Below are 14,624 nucleotides of genomic sequence, written 5' to 3' on the forward strand. Positions count from 1 at the left end.
GCATGCGCGACGCGACACCTATCGCACCTGGCCGCTCGGCATCGGGGAAGTCGGTAGTGGCTTTCGCTACGCTGAAACGCGAGATCATGCTCGGCGACCTTCAGCCCGGTCTCGCCCTCACCGAACTCGACCTCGCCACCCGCTTCGGCTGCAGCCAGGGCACCGTGCGCGAGGCACTGCTGCAGTTGCAGGACGAAGGCCTCGTCCAGCGCAAGGGCTATCGCGGCACCCAGGTCTCGCCCTGCACCGAGGCGGAGGCGGTCGAGCTCTTCCATATCCGCCAGTCGATCGAATGCCGTGGCATCGTCCATGTCATGGCGCATCCGAGCCGCGCGCTGATCGGCGACCTGAAGCGGATGGTTCAGGCCATGGACGAGGCAGCGACCGCCGGCGACGAACTGGAGCTGGCCTCCGTCGACCGCGACTTCCACAGGCGGCTGTTCGCCGATGCCGGACTGGCGGCACTCGACCCGATCCTGCACCGCTGCCTCGTCCACAACCACCGCTTCAAGATCTCGCAGACCCGCGGCCCCCGCGATCTCGTCCAGACGGCGCGGCGGCACGAGCCGATCATCGCGGCCATCGAGGCCGGCGACGCCCAGCAGGCCGCGGCAGCCCTGTTCCACCACATCGCCACCATCGTCGATTTTGGACCCAGCGTGTTTCCGGAGCGCACCCAATGAGTTTTCCGATGTCGGCCGAGCTGGCCCCGGAGATGCAGGCGTTGATGGCGCGGATGCTGTCGGAGGATGGCGCGCAGCCGGATCCGACCCTTCTGCCTGCGGCCGAAGGGCGACGCCTCGCCGAGCAGGGCAATCGCCGCTGGAACCGGAACCTGCCGCCCATGCTGACGGCGACGCATGTCCGGGTGCCAGCCCAGCCGGAACTTGGTACGCCGGATTTTTCCATGCGCGTGCTGGTGCCGGAACAGGCCCGGCCGGGTGCGATCCTGTTCGTGCACGGCGGCGGCTTCGCCTTCTGCAGCCCGGCGACGCACGAACGCTGCGGCCGCGTGCTGGCCGAGGCATCCGGCCTGCCGGTGCTGCTACCGGACTATAGACTGGCGCCCGAGGCGCCCTATCCCGCAGGGCTCGCCGACACCGTGGCAGCACTGCGAACGGCTTTTGCCGTGTCGGCCGAAGCGGGCGTCGAGCCCGGGCCGCTGATCCTGGCCGGCGATTCCGCCGGTGCCAACCTCGCACTCGCCGCCATGCTGCACGAGCAGCGCCTCGGACAGGCCGCCGCGACCGCCGCGCTTCTGTTCTACGGCGTCTACGATGCCGACTTCGACAGCCCATCCTACCGGTTCTTCGCCGAGGGTCCCGGCCTGACGCGCGGCAAGATGCAGCGCTATTGGGATTTCTACAACACCGACCCGGGCCGGCGCAGCGACGCGCTCGCCTGCCCGCTGGCGGCCACCGACGACGAGCTTGCCGCCCTGCCGCCGCTCCATCTGATGGCGGCGGGCGTCGACCCGCTTCTGAGCGACACGCTCGCGCTGGAAACGCGGCTGGCGGCGCTCGGCCGTGGCGAGCGGACGACCGTCGTGCCGGGCGTCGTGCACGGCTTTCTGCAGATGACCAACGAGTTGCCGCAGGCGCGGGAGGCGCTTGTGGCCGCAGCGGCGTTCACCCGCCGCTTCAGCTGACGACCAAACAAAACCAAGTGGAGGAAACGATGACGCATTTGAAGGGACTGACGGCCGCCCTGGGCCTGTTCACCGCGCTCGGATTGACGGCGGCGCAGGCCGAGACCGTGCGCTTCTGGTACCACGTCGACAATCCGGAAAACCCGATGTCCGCGCTGGTGGAAAAGTTCGAGGCCGCCAATCCCGACATCACCATCGAGGCCGAGAACGTTCCCTGGAACAGCTATTACGACAACCTCTACACCGCCCTCGTCGGCGGCAACGCGCCTGATGCGGGCATGGTCAAGCTCTTCGCGCAGCCCCGGCTGGTGGAGATGGGGGCGCTGGAGCCGCTCGGCGAGCGGATCGAGGGCTGGGCCGGCAAGGACGACCTTCTCGACAACCTGCTGACGCTGAATGCCGGGCCAGACGGGGAGAGCTACTACCTGCCGATCCAGTACGTCGTTCTCTACCTCTATTACCGCACCGACCTGTTCCAGGCGGCCGGCCTCGAGCCCCCGAAGACCTGCGAGGAGTTCCGCACGGACGCCAAGGCGCTGACCAAGGCGCCGGACACCTATGGCTTCGGCCTGCGCGCCGGCAAGGGCGGTTGGGACCAGTGGGGCAGCTTCGTCTTCTCGCAGGGGGCCAAGCTCGCGCCGGGCGGTCTCGACAACGACAAGGCGATCGCCGCCAACCAGTGGCTGGTCGACATGTTCCGCACCGACGGCTCGATCCCGCCCTCGGCGCCGAATGACGGCTTCCAGGAGATCATCGGCGCCTTCAAGTCCGGCAAGACGGCGATGACCATCCACCACATCGGCTCCTCCAACGACCTCGTCGCCGCGCTCGGCGACAAGGTCTCGGCCGTGCCGGTGCCGAAATGCGACGGCCAGGCCTGGACGTCCTACGGCGACGAGTCGCTGGCGATCTTCGCCAATTCCGAGGTGAAGGACGCCGCCTGGAAGTGGATCTCCTTCCTCGCCGAGGCCGACAACAATGTCGCCTTCACCAAGGCGACGAACCAGCTGACCGTCAGCAAGGCCGGCTCGAAGAACTGGACCGCGCACGAGCAGCGCTTCGTCGACGCGACGATGCAGTCGCTGCCCTTCGCAGCGGTGCTGCCGCAGTCCTCGGCGACCGCCGACTTCGTCAATACGGAATGGCAGACGGCGTTCCAGCAGGCACTGACCGGACAGATCACCTCCAAGGAGATGATGGTGCGGCTGCAGGGCCTGTTCACGGAATAGAAGCCAAGGGGGGCGCGGCCGCCGCGCCCCTTCCCGCCTTCCCGTGAACACGAGGTCTGCCCATGTCGACGATCGACCAAGCCTATGCGCTCGACGGCGCCCCGAAACGCGCCCGCAACCGTGCGCGGCTGATGCCCTATGCCCTGCTCGCGCCGGCCGTGCTGGTGACCCTGCTCGTGGTCTTCCTGCCGATGCTGGAGGCGGTGGTGACGAGCTTTTACGAGTTCATCCTGTTCAAGCCGAAAGCCAGCCATTTCGTCGGCCTGCAGAACTATATGACCCTGCTGCAGGACCCGGTGTTCTGGACGGCGCTCTGGCATACCGCGATCTGGATCGGCCTGACCGTGCCGCTGCAGATGGGGCTCGGCCTTGTCGCCGCGCTGCTGCTGAACAAGGAGTTCGCCTGGCGGGGCCTCGCCCGGGCCCTGGTGATCATCCCCTGGGCGCTGCCGAGCGTCGTCATCGCCCTGATGTGGCGGTGGATCTATGATCCCAACACCGGCGTCCTCAACGACCTCCTGATCTACCTCTCGGTGATCCAGACCGCGATCCCCTGGCTCGCCGATCCCGACGTCGCGCTCTACGCCATCATCGCGACCCTCACCTGGCAGGGCTTCCCCTTCTTCGCGGTGATGATCCTGGCCGGCCTGCAGGGCATCCCGAAGAGTCAGTATGAGGCGGCGTCGATCGACGGCGCGAGCGCCTGGCGCCAGTTCCGCCACATCACCCTGCCCGGCATCGGGCCGATTCTCGCCACTGTCGGCCTCCTCAGGGTCATCTGGGTCGCCAATTCCATGGACGTGATCTTCGTAATGACCGGCGGCGGCCCCGGCTATGCCACCCACACGCTGCCGCTCTACGCCTTCATCAAGGCTCGGCAGAACCTCGACTTCGGCTATGGCTCGTCGATCGCCGTGACCTTCACCCTGCTGCTGGGCAGCGTGGTCGCGGTCTACATCGCCCGGACCATGCGGGAGGTCGAACGGTGAACAAGCAAAGCTTCCTGAAACGCCTCCTCACCATCCACATCCCGGTGCTGCTGGTGGTGATCCTCGCGATCGGCCCCTTCGCCTGGATGATCCTCACCTCCCTCACTCCCTCGGCGGATATCGTCGCCAAGGGCGTATCGCTGACGCCGGAGGGCTGGGGCACCGACAACTATACCCGGTTGCTCGAGCAGACGTCCTTCCTCGGCAATATGGGCCACAGCCTGATCGTCGCGCTCGGCACGGTCGGGCTGGTGCTCGGCGTCGCGGTGACGGCGGCCTACGCCTTCTCGCGCTTCCGCTTCGCCGGGCGACGGCTGCTGATGCTGCAGTTCCTCGTGGTCAACATGTTCCCCGTGGTGCTCCTCATCCTGCCGCTGTTCGTGATGATGCGACGCTTCGGCATCCTCGACACCCATATCGGCCTGATCCTCGCCAATGCGACGGCGGCGATCCCCTTCGCGGTCTGGATGCTGACGAGCTATGTCGGCGCTATCCCGAAAAGCCTCGACGAGGCGGCGATGATCGACGGCTGCTCGCGGCTGTCGGCGCTGCGCCGCATCGTCCTGCCGCTGGCGCTGCCGGGCATCATCTCCACCGGCATCTACGTCTTCATCACCTCGTGGAACGAGTACCTCTATGCCCTGACGCTCGGCGGCCGAAACGTGCGCACCGTCACCGTCGCGATCCAGACGCTGATCGGCGAATACCAGATCGAATGGGGCCTCCTGGCCGCCGGCGGCGTGGTCGGCGCCCTGCCGGTCACCCTGCTCTTCCTGATCGTCCAGCGCCGGCTCGTCGGCGGCCTCACCCAGGGCGCCGTCAAGGGCTGAGGCCCTCGCCCGCCGCATCACCAGAGAAAGAAGCGCCATGAACCCGATCGGGTTGATCTCCATGCAGTATGCGCGGCCCTTCACGGCCGAGCACTTTCCGCTCTTCGGCCAGATGAAGGCGCTCGGCTTCGACTTCGTCGAACTCCTGGTGCCCGAGCCCGGCGAGCTCGACATCCGGCAGACGGCGACGGCCCTGAAGGATGCCGGCCTCGGCGTCGTCCTCGCCGCCCGCGTCAACCTCGAACGCAACCTCTCCTCGTCAGAGGAGAAGGCCCGCACCGCCGGCGTCGACTACCTCCGCTACACCGTCGACTGCGCCGCCGGCCTCGGCGCCACCATCGTCGGCGGCCCGCTGACCGGCAATCCGCTGGTCTTCGCCGGCCGCCCGCCGGCGCCGGTGGCCGAGGACGAACGTCTTGCCCGGCTGGAGCGCTGCGTCACCGGACTGAAGCTGGCCGGCGAGCATGCCGCCGGTACCGGCGTCGCGCTGGCCGTCGAGCCGCTGAACCGCTTCGAGAGCGACGTCCTGTGCACCACGATCCAGGCGATGGAACTGCTGGATGCGGTCGATCACGCGCAGGTCGTGATGATGCTCGACACCTTCCACATGCACATGGAGGAGGCCTCGATCCCCGAGGCGATCCGTCTCGCCGGCAAGCGTCTCGTGCATTTCCAGGCGAACGAGAACCATCGCGGCTTCCCCGGCACCGGGGCGACGGACTGGGTCGCCGTGTTCCGGGCGCTGCACGAGATCGGCTATGCCGGCCCCATCTCGCTGGAGCCGTTCCGCCGCAACGACGACCGTTTTGGCGTTCCCTTCGCGCAATGGCGGGCGCCGCACGAGGACGAGAGCGACCGCCTCTCGGCCAGCGCCGCCTTCATCAAGAGCCACATCACCCTGACGGAACACAGACGATGACATTGAAGATCGGTTGGATCGGCTGCGGCATCCACGCTACCCAGATGCTGCTGCCGCAGTTGCTGCGGCACGACGTGCAGCTCGTCGCCCTCTGCGACATCGACGGCGAGCGCCTCGCCCATGCCGGCCGCCAGTTTGGCGTCACCGCCCTGACCACGGACGCGGCCGAACTGATCGCCACCAAAGGCCTCGACGCGGTCGGCATGGCCGTCGGTCCCGACCAGCATCTCGCCTTCGGCAAGGCGGCGCTGGCCCGCGGCCTGCCGGTGTTCATGGAAAAGCCGCCCTCGGGCACGGCGGAAGGGGCGCGCGAACTCGCCGCGGCCTCCGACCGCGCCGGCAAGCCGCTGCTCGTCGGCTTCATGAAGCGCTATTCGGTTGGCAACAAGATCGCCCACAACATCGTCAAGTCCGGCCGCTTCGGCGACGTGCTCGGACTGACCGGCTACTACATGACGGCACCCGGCTATTTCGTCGGCAATGTCGACTATACCGGTTTCCTGTTGCACCACTGCGTCCACTACATGGATCTCGTCTCGCACCTCGTCTCGCCGGTGGTGAAGCTCAGCGCCCGCAAGGTCGAGAAGACGCCCGGCCGGATCCTCTTCCACGTCGCCTTCGACTTCGAATGCGGGGCGATCGGCACGGTGGTGATGGGCACCGTCCAGTCCCGCGGCACGCCGGTCGAGCGGATCGAGTTGATGGGCGACCACCAGCGGATCGAGGTCGAGGACGTCGTCGAGGTGCGCTGGCACCGCAACCCGCCGTTCAAGGTCGCCGATCCCGAAGCCACGCTGCTCGATGCTGAGGACACGCTGACCTGGAAGCCGAACTTCACCGCCGCCGCCAACGAGGACTACAAGGGGTATCACGCGCTGCTGGCGGATGTCGTGCCGGCTCTCCAGGGCGAAGCGACAGCTGCCCCGACCATTCATGATGGCGTCGTGGCCATGCAGCGGCTCGAGGACATGCGCCATCAGCTGGGAATTTGACCACCGCTTTTCCCGGACGATCGGACTTCTGTCCGGAAAGGGATGATGGGCATCCATGACGCGGCAGGAGGATGCAGCGTGGAAAGGGTGACCGAGGCGATGGTCGTCTCGGGATCCTGCCGGATCGAGGCGAAGAAGTGCTCGACGGCTTGTTGCGAGGACGGCTACGGAGCCGACGGGGCCGTGCGTCTTCTGCGCAAGCGGCCCCGAGACGTTGACGCGCGGCGAAGCGCCGGATGTCCGGGGCGCCTCAGCTGAGCGCAGGAGCGTTCCTCAGACTCGCCCGGCCCCAACAGCGTGTTGATCGCCAAGACCGTCCCGGTTTCGGCGGGGGAATATTCCGATGGGCCCGAGGGCTCGGTCGTTGTGGGTCAGATCGACCCCTCCGAGGGTGGCGGGTTCGACGGCTTGCCTCGATAAGTCCAGGTCGCATCGCGGGGGAGCGGGCCTTTGTTGCGACCGCCCTGCTGCATCTGCTCCCAGGTATGGGCGAGGATGCCGACGGAGCGAGAGAGCACGAACAGGCCGCGACAGAGCGGAGGCGCAAAACCCAGCTCGGCATAGACCACGGCAGTCGCACCGTCGATGTTCATGGGGATGAGCTTGCCCTTCTGAAGCGCCAAGGTGCTCTCGATGAGCCGGGCGATGTCGGCGAACCGTCCCGAAACCGCGCCCCTCCCCTTTGCCTCGTCGACCAGTTGCATCAGACGCGGCGCCCGCGGGTCGATCGGATGGAAGCGATGGCCGAAGCCCGGGACATACTTGTCGCCGTTCTCCCGACGGCGGGCGAGCGCGCCGGCGACACTCTCGGCCGAAAGCACGCCATCGGTCATCCGGTTGGCCCTTCGGCGGCCGAGGGCTGAACCCATCGGCCAAAGTCGCCCGGTCGCGCGACGGCGCGACGATCGGTGGCTAGACCGTCCGGTCCGCGCTTCTGCCGGTCACGATGAGCGAGGCCGGCACCGCGCTCGGGGCAGCGATCGACGAAACCGCGCCCAGTCTGATCCACTCGCCCGGCCTCTGGACCGGCGAGCCGATGATCCGCCTGGAACGTCGAACGACCAATTTCGTCAATCAGCCTGCTGGACCCGATCAAATGCCATACCATAAAGCAAATGCCCGGCCACGGAGGCAGCTTCAGCCCGAAATGACACCGCCTTACCCACAGTGCTTGAGAAAACTGGGCCATTCTAGATAGTAACGGTATTTTTTGATTGCATGATGGGCAAATGCTTGGAATGTTGGGGGCGCGGCCGCCGGGAGGGATGGCGCGCCGTCGGGCTTTTATTTGGGAGGGTGTCATATGGTCGCCAGGAATTTGAGGCGCATCATTGCGTCGACGTTGATCGGTCTTGCAGTGGGAAGCGCTTCCGCTGGCGCACAGGAAGCCGCGGGAAAGAAAATCGGCATCGCCGCCCGTGAAATCACCAACGACTACAACCGCGACATCATCGCCGGGGCCGAGAAGGTCCTGAAGGCGGCGGGCGCCGAGGTGATCGTAACCGATGGCGGCGCCGATCCGCGCAAGCACAACGAGAACATCGAGAGCCTGATCAATTCCGGCGTCTCCGGCATCATCGTCCAGTTGGGCGATGCGCAGCAGCTCGCCCCCGTCGTCACGAAGGCGACCGCGGCCAGCATTCCCGTCGTCACCACCTCGGTCGGCTCGAAGACCGAGGGCGCGCTCGCCGATGTCGGCGGCGACGATGCGTTGATGTCGGCCATGATGAGCCGCGCTCTCTTGTCCAGCATCGACTATCAGGGCGACGTCTATGTCTTCTGGGTTCCCGGTGCGCCCCTGCTCGAGACCCGCAAGCGGATCCTGCAGGCCGTCGCCGCGGACTATCCGAAAGTCCGGCTGCATGAGGTCCCGACCGAGCACAGCGCCGCACGCGTGCAGACGCAGATGGAAGACATCCTGACCGCCAATCCGGAAGCGGGCAGCATCGCTGCGGTCTGGGGCGCCTACGACCTTCTCGTCTCCGGGGCCGTCGAGGCCGTTCGCCGGAACGAGCGCAACGAGATCAAGATCGCATCGATCGATGGCGACAAGGTCGGTTTCCAGATGCTGCTCGACGAAGACAGCCCCTTCGTCGCGACCGTCGTTCAGGACGTTCCCCGCATTGGTTCGGTCGCCGCCGAGATCCTCTTGAAGGGCATGGCCGGCGAGACGTCCTTTCCGAGCACCTCCTTCACCGATGCCTGGCTCGCGACCCATGCGAACGGCGTCGCCGCTGCCGAAAAGCGGTGGGGCCCCGGCGTCTGGGACGAGATGTCCATTCCGCGGGAGGATGTCGAAGGGCGCTGGCCGCAGGACGGCGAATTGCTCGTCGTGCATCCGATCCTGCCCTGAAGCGGCAACAGCAAACGTCGGCGCCGACGGCGCCGGCGGTCGGGCGCGCGCTCCAAACATAGGTGAAACATGACGAACGTCGTCGAAGGCGGTGGCCACGCCGTGGCCGCCGATCGGCTTCCCGCGCTGGAATGCCGGGCGATCGGCAAGGAATTTCCCGGCGTGGTCGCGCTCCGGGACGTATCGCTGTCCGTGCGCAAGGGTGAGATCCACGCTCTGCTCGGACAGAATGGTGCGGGAAAATCGACGCTCGTGAAGGTCCTGACCGGTGTCTACCAGCCGGAAGCGGGCGAAATCCTCGTCGACGGCAAGCCGGTGCGCCTGACAAACCCGCGCGATGCCGAGGCCGCCGGCATCGCCATCGTTCACCAGGACCAGCAACTGGTCGCCCAGTTCGATGTGACGCGGAACGTTTTTCTCGGAAACGAGATCGTCCGAACGGGCGGTTTCCTCGATCTGGCGGCGATGAGCCGCGCGACAGAGACCGTGCTGGCCCGGGTCGGGGCCTCGTTCACCGCCGACACGCTGGTGTCGGACCTCAGCGTCGCGCAGCGGGAACAGGTCGCGATCGCGGCGGCGCTTCTGCGATCGCCAAAAATCCTCGTGCTGGACGAGCCGACCGCTTCCCTCAGCGACAAGGAAGCGGAACTCCTGTTCGGCATCGTGCGGGCCCTGCGCGACGAGGGCGTCACCATCGTCTACATCTCCCACTATCTCGACGAGGTGCTGGATCTCGTCGACCGGATAACGGTGCTGCGGGACGGACGTCTCGTCGCGACACTGCCCGTCGCCGAAACCAGCCGCTCGGGCATCGTCTCGCTGATGGTCGGCCGGGAAATCTCCCAGCTCTATCCCAAGGAGACCGTGCCGCTCGGTAACACGCTTCTCGAGGTGAAAGGGCTTCGCCAGGGGAACGCGGTCAAGGGTGTCGACCTGACCGTGCGCAGGGGCGAGATCTTCGGCATCGCCGGCCTGATGGGCGCCGGGCGCACGGAACTCGCCATGACGCTCATCGGCGCGCTCCGCCGCTCCGCCGGCACGGTCGAGATCAACGGCGAGGCGTCCGATCCCGGTGGCCCGCGAGCGGCTAAGGCCGAGGGCTTCGCCCTGATCCCGGAGGATCGCCGGCATGAGGGCCTGATCACCGACATGACGGTGCGCGAGAACCTGACGCTGCCGAACCTGCCGCTCTGGTCGCGTTTCGGCCTGCTGAACCTGCGCCGCGAGGCGGCCTCGGCGGTCGATCTGGTCGAGCGCCTGCGCATCCAGCCACCCAACATCCGGCAGCTGACGAAAAACCTCTCCGGCGGCAACCAGCAGAAGATCGTCATCGGACGCTGGCTGGCGGGCGACGCCGAAATCTTTCTCTTCGACGAGCCGACCACCGGCGTGGACGTCGGTTCGAAGGTCGAAATCTACCGCCAGATGGTGGAGCTCGCCCGCCGCGGCGCCGCCGTCATCTTCATCTCCTCGGATTTTGAGGAGATCGCCGGCATGAGCGACCGGATCGCCGTCATGCACAAGGGGCGGATCAACAAGCTCTTCGAACCCGGCGAGGCCGTTCCGGAGACGCTGCTCTACTGGGCCTCCGGCAGCGGGGATAACGAGTCCGACAGCACGGCCGGCGAATCCATGGACGAGGCGGGGACAGCGCTTCCGTCAGACGTCCCGCCTTCCGCGGCGGCGATCACGTCCGCTCCCGGCCTGCTGGCGCGCTGGGGCACCATTGCCGGCATGCTGCTGGTCCTCGTCGCCATCGCGGTTCTGGCGCCGCAGTTTCTCTCCGTGGGCAACATCTTCGACGTGCTGAAGCAGGGCAGCGTGCTGGCGCTGGTGGCCCTCGGGCTCACTGTCGTGCTGGTCGCCGGCGGGTTCGACATGTCGGCGGGCGCCGTCAGCCAGCTGACGATGAACCTCGCCGCCGGGACGCTGATTGCCGGGGCGGGAACCGCCGCCGCCATTGGTCTCGGCGCGGCCGCGGGTCTGGCTGCCGGCGGTCTCAACGCTCTCCTGGTTCTCGGCTTCGGCATGCCGCCCTTCGTGGCGACGCTCGGCGCCATGTTTGTCGCCATGGGAGCGACCCTGCTCTACAATGGCGGCCAGGCGCTGACGCTGTCGGGCCAGAGCGAGTTCTTCTACATCGGGCAGGGCTATCTCGGGCCTGTGCCTTTCGTCTTCATCCTGCTGCTCGCCACGACGGCGGTGCTGCATCTCGTCCTAAGGAGGACGCGGCTCGGCCTGCGCATGTACGCCGTCGGCCAGAACCTGGCGGCCGCCAAGCTGCGCGGCATCTCGCAGGTCCGCTATGCCACGGCCTCCTTCGCCATCGGCGGCCTCGTTCTCGGCCTGTCGGGCGTCGTCCTTGCCTCCTACAGCTACGGCGCTTCGGCGCTGGCGACCGGCATCGACTTCCTGATCAGCGCCCTGGCCGCGGCCTTCCTCGGCAGCACGCTGAACAAGGCCGGTGAGTTGAACGTCATGGGCACGCTGGTCGCGGCGCTGTTTCTCGCCTCGCTGTCGAACGGCCTCATCCTGATCGGCATCTCCAGCCAGGCCCTGCCGGGCATCCAGGGCCTCGTTCTCATCCTTTCCATCGCACTTGGCGTGATCCACAAGCGTGGCATCGGCCAGGTCCTGATCTTCTGAAGGAGATCACCGTGGACACAGCTCTCACTCCGTCGCAGGGCCCGGCAGCCCGGGCCGGCGAATTCCTCCGGGCCTACGGCGCGATCTTCGGCATGATCGCCGTTCTCGGCATCTTCTGGTACCTGAAGCCCGCTTTCGGATCGCCCGGCAACATCGGCAACGTCCTGCGCCAGAGCGCGGTCGTCGTCATCCTGGCGCTCGGCCTGACCATCGTGATGAAGATGCGCGGCGTCGACCTGTCGATCGCCCAGACGGCGGATGCCGCCGGGCTGATGGCGGCCATGCTGATCCTGAATGGCTATCCGATCTGGCTGGCCTTTGTCGCGCCCCTGGGACTCGGCCTCGTCATCGGCATCGTGAATGCCGGGCTGATGGCCTATGTCGGCATTCCCGCCATTATCGGCTCGCTGGGCATGATGTTCGTCATCCGATCGGGTGAGCTTCTGGCGACCAACGGCGCGGAGCCGCAGATCCTGTTCACGCTGCCGAGGGGCGTGACCAAGACGTTCCTCTTCCTCGGGCAGAAGAGCGTCGGGCCGTTTCCGGCGCTGATCCTGCTGGCGGCCGCGGTTTTCGTCCTGGTGTTCGTGCTGATGCGCTACACGGCGTTTTCGCGCTACGCGAAGGCGGTCGGCAGCAATGTCAGGGCCGCCTTCCTCGCCGGGATCGACATCCGGGCCACCTTCGGCCTCGGCTTCGTCATCGCCGGCGTTCTGGCGGCGCTGGCCGGCATCGCTTTGGTTTCCCGCACCGGCATCGCCATGCCGCGGGGCGCCGAGCCCTTTCTGCTCGACGCCTTCGCAGCGGTCTATCTTGGCACGCTGGCATCCAAGCGCGGCGAGATGAGCGTGACCGGCACGCTCGTCGGCGCGCTCTTCATCGGCTTCCTGACCAACGGACTGACGATGCTCGGTCTGGGGGCCCCGTATCGCTACGCCCTGAACGGCGGTTTCATCCTGCTGGCAATGGCCATCGGTGGTCTGAAGCGCGACAACTGATCCAACTGAAGGAGGTCACCCATGGCTCTCGTCATCGACGCCCACAATCATCTCGGCATCCGGCCCGGCGCCCGTCAGACCGGCGCGGATCTCGTCGCCAAGATCGACGCGGTCGGCGTCGACAAGGCGGTGATGTTCCCCTTCGTCGAGGGCAATTTCACCAATGATCCGATCAAGGAGGCCTTCGACCAGTTTCCCGATCGGCTGATCCCCTTCTGCGCGGTCAATCCCTGGCAGCCGGATGCCGCCGACGAGGTTCGGCGCTGCGTCGTGGACTGGGGCTTCAAGGGCCTGAAGCTTCACCCGACGATCAACGGCTTCCACCTGTCGGACCCGGCTCTGGTCGATCCGCTGTTCCAGGTCGCCGATGAACTGGGGATCGCCGTCATCGTCCATGGCGCCAGCGACCTTCTGAACAGTCCGCCCGAGTTCGACATCATGGCCAAGCGCTTTCCGAACGTTCCTCTCCTGATGGCGCACATGGGCTTCTTCTGGTCGGTCGATCAGGCAATCGCTTTCGCCAAGGAAAACCCCAATCTTTATCTCGAGACATCGCGGGCGCCGATCTTCGAGATCCAGACCGCCGTGCGGGAACTCGGGCCCGAGAAGGTCATCTGGGGGACGGACTCGCCGTTCGTCGACTACGAGTGGGAGTTCAAGAAGATGGAGCGCGCGACCGACGACGCGGACGGCTATGCTGCCATCGTGGGCGGGAACATCGAACGCATTCTGAAGCTCTGATCATGAAGCCGGTCATGGACATGCGGAAGAAGAGCAGCACTGCTTTCGGGTCCAGCCCGTGGAGGACGGCATGAGCAGCGCTGACCGCACGGACAGCGATCGCCGGCTCGACCAGGCGGCCCGGGCCGCCTGGCTGTATTATGTGAAGAGCCGGCGTCAGGACGACATCGCGGTCGATCTCGGCGTCTCGCGGCAGATCGTCCAGCGGCTGATCGCCCTCGCCCTGTCCGAAAATCTGATCCGCTTCCAGCTGATGCATCCCATGGCGGAATGCATCGAGCTGGCCGACCGGTTGAAGGACCGCTTCGCGCTGCAGTATTGCGAAGTCACGCTGAACGAGGCCGGCAGCGAGGAGGACATCCCGTCCGTGGCGACGGTGGCCGCCCTCTATCTGGAGAATCTTCTGACGCAGAAGGCGCCGTTCACGATCGGGATCGGCAATGGCAAGGCCATGCGCGAGACCGTCCTGCGCATCGCGCAGATGGACCGCCCGCAGCACAAATGCGTCTCGCTGATGGGCAACCTGACGCGGCACGGCCGCGCCAGCCACTACGACGTGGTGACCCGCCTCGCCGAGCGGCTGGGGGCGCAGAGCTATCCCTTGCCGATGCCGATCGTGACCAACAGCGTCGAGGACCGGACCGTGCTTCAGTCGCAGCTGGGCTATCAGACCCTCCAGCGCCTGATCGAAGAGGCCAACATCCTGGTCATGGGCATCGGCTACATGGGCTGGCAGGCGCCCATCCATCTCGACGGCTTCATCACCGATGTCGAACTGGCGCAGGCAATGGACGGCGGTGCGGTCGGAGAACTTCTCGGCAGCGGAATCGACGCGGAGGGACGACCGCTGAAGGGCGGCTATCACGATCGGCTGACCTCTTTCGAGCTGCGGAAGGCGGACGGTCGGCCGACCATGATCGTGGGATCGGGCAAGCAGAGGGTCCCGGCCATCCGTGCCGCGCTGACGGGCCAACTCGCCAACTGCCTGGTGACGGACGAAAACACCGCCCGGGGTATTCTTCTGGGGTGACGCCTGGCTTTGCAAAAGGCTCCGTCAGACAGGCGCAGAACCGCGATTTTCCGAGGAACGGCGCCGGCTTGATGGCGCCGTGATGAGGCCCACTCCGATGACGTTGCCCCCCTCGTTAAAGAGCCCGAGTTCCCGGCCGAACTCCTCGCGCTCGACCCCGTGTCGCTTCTTCCCCACATCGCCGCCGCGTAGGTTGAAGCCCGCGGCGCCGTCGCACGGCTTGTCGCCGACAATGGTCTGTCATGGTTC

13 protein-coding genes are annotated in these 14,624 nt (G+C 66.5%); 12 read left to right on the forward strand and 1 reads right to left on the reverse strand.

Going from position 1 to position 14,624, the window contains the following annotated elements; translation table 11 throughout:
* Positions 1 to 56 precede the first annotated feature (56 nt).
* The 7 genes from IEX88_RS20515 to IEX88_RS20545 all read left to right on the forward strand — a co-directional run bounded on the left by IEX88_RS20515 (position 57) and on the right by IEX88_RS20545 (position 6,607).
* A complete protein-coding gene (locus tag IEX88_RS20515; protein ID WP_244640404.1) occupies positions 57 to 683 on the forward strand; it encodes a GntR family transcriptional regulator in 627 nt (208 codons plus the stop codon).
* Entirely contained in the window at positions 680 to 1,648 is a 969-nt protein-coding gene (locus IEX88_RS20520) for an alpha/beta hydrolase (protein ID WP_210319309.1), read from the forward strand. Before IEX88_RS20515 ends, IEX88_RS20520 begins: the two co-directional genes overlap by 4 nt.
* Positions 1,649 to 1,677: 29 nt before the next feature.
* Positions 1,678 to 2,877, forward strand: a complete 1,200-nt coding sequence (locus tag IEX88_RS20525; protein WP_188854349.1) for an ABC transporter substrate-binding protein — start codon at positions 1,678 to 1,680, stop codon at positions 2,875 to 2,877.
* A gap of 131 nt (positions 2,878 to 3,008) precedes the next feature.
* A complete protein-coding gene (locus IEX88_RS20530; protein WP_308423859.1) occupies positions 3,009 to 3,866 on the forward strand; it encodes a carbohydrate ABC transporter permease in 858 nt (285 codons plus the stop codon).
* Complete coding sequence (locus IEX88_RS20535) at positions 3,863 to 4,696, forward strand: carbohydrate ABC transporter permease (RefSeq protein ID WP_188854351.1); 834 nt, start codon at positions 3,863 to 3,865, stop codon at positions 4,694 to 4,696. Before IEX88_RS20530 ends, IEX88_RS20535 begins: the two co-directional genes overlap by 4 nt.
* A gap of 37 nt (positions 4,697 to 4,733) precedes the next feature.
* Positions 4,734 to 5,615 (forward strand): sugar phosphate isomerase/epimerase family protein, encoded by an 882-nt coding sequence (locus tag IEX88_RS20540; protein ID WP_188854352.1) that lies wholly within the window; start codon positions 4,734 to 4,736, stop codon positions 5,613 to 5,615.
* Positions 5,612 to 6,607 carry a Gfo/Idh/MocA family protein gene (locus IEX88_RS20545; protein ID WP_188854353.1) on the forward strand — a complete coding sequence of 332 codons (996 nt, stop codon included), beginning with the start codon at positions 5,612 to 5,614 and terminating at the stop codon, positions 6,605 to 6,607. The genes IEX88_RS20540 and IEX88_RS20545 overlap by 4 nt, the downstream gene beginning before the upstream one ends.
* 371 nt (positions 6,608 to 6,978) lie before the next feature.
* On the opposite strand, the gene IEX88_RS20550 is transcribed toward IEX88_RS20545, so the two are convergent.
* Positions 6,979 to 7,440, reverse strand: coding sequence for a citrate/2-methylcitrate synthase (locus tag IEX88_RS20550; protein WP_244640405.1), 462 nt, complete (start codon positions 7,438 to 7,440; stop codon positions 6,979 to 6,981).
* A gap of 470 nt (positions 7,441 to 7,910) precedes the next feature.
* On the opposite strand from IEX88_RS20550, the gene IEX88_RS20555 reads away from it, so the two are divergent.
* The 5 genes from IEX88_RS20555 to IEX88_RS20575 all read left to right on the forward strand — a co-directional run bounded on the left by IEX88_RS20555 (position 7,911) and on the right by IEX88_RS20575 (position 14,375).
* Positions 7,911 to 8,960 (forward strand): substrate-binding domain-containing protein, encoded by a 1,050-nt coding sequence (locus IEX88_RS20555; protein WP_188854355.1) that lies wholly within the window; start codon positions 7,911 to 7,913, stop codon positions 8,958 to 8,960.
* 69 nt (positions 8,961 to 9,029) lie between these two features.
* On the forward strand, positions 9,030 to 11,606 hold the full coding sequence (locus tag IEX88_RS20560; RefSeq protein ID WP_188854356.1) for an ATP-binding cassette domain-containing protein: 2,577 nt from the start codon (positions 9,030 to 9,032) through the stop codon (positions 11,604 to 11,606).
* Between the two features lie 11 nt (positions 11,607 to 11,617).
* Entirely contained in the window at positions 11,618 to 12,604 is a 987-nt protein-coding gene (locus IEX88_RS20565; RefSeq protein ID WP_188854357.1) for an ABC transporter permease, read from the forward strand.
* A 21-nt stretch (positions 12,605 to 12,625) separates the two neighbouring features.
* The gene (locus tag IEX88_RS20570) at positions 12,626 to 13,345 is read left to right on the forward strand and encodes an amidohydrolase family protein (RefSeq protein WP_188854358.1); all 720 of its coding nucleotides are present in this window, start codon (positions 12,626 to 12,628) and stop codon (positions 13,343 to 13,345) included.
* A 70-nt stretch (positions 13,346 to 13,415) separates the two neighbouring features.
* Positions 13,416 to 14,375: a sugar-binding transcriptional regulator gene (locus IEX88_RS20575; RefSeq protein WP_188854359.1), complete on the forward strand. Its 960-nt coding sequence runs from the start codon at positions 13,416 to 13,418 to the stop codon at positions 14,373 to 14,375.
* The last annotated feature ends 249 nt before the right edge of the window (positions 14,376 to 14,624 follow it).

Source organism: Aureimonas glaciei (assembly GCF_014643375.1).
In the GTDB taxonomy this organism is placed as follows: domain Bacteria; phylum Pseudomonadota; class Alphaproteobacteria; order Rhizobiales; family Rhizobiaceae; genus Plantimonas; species Plantimonas glaciei.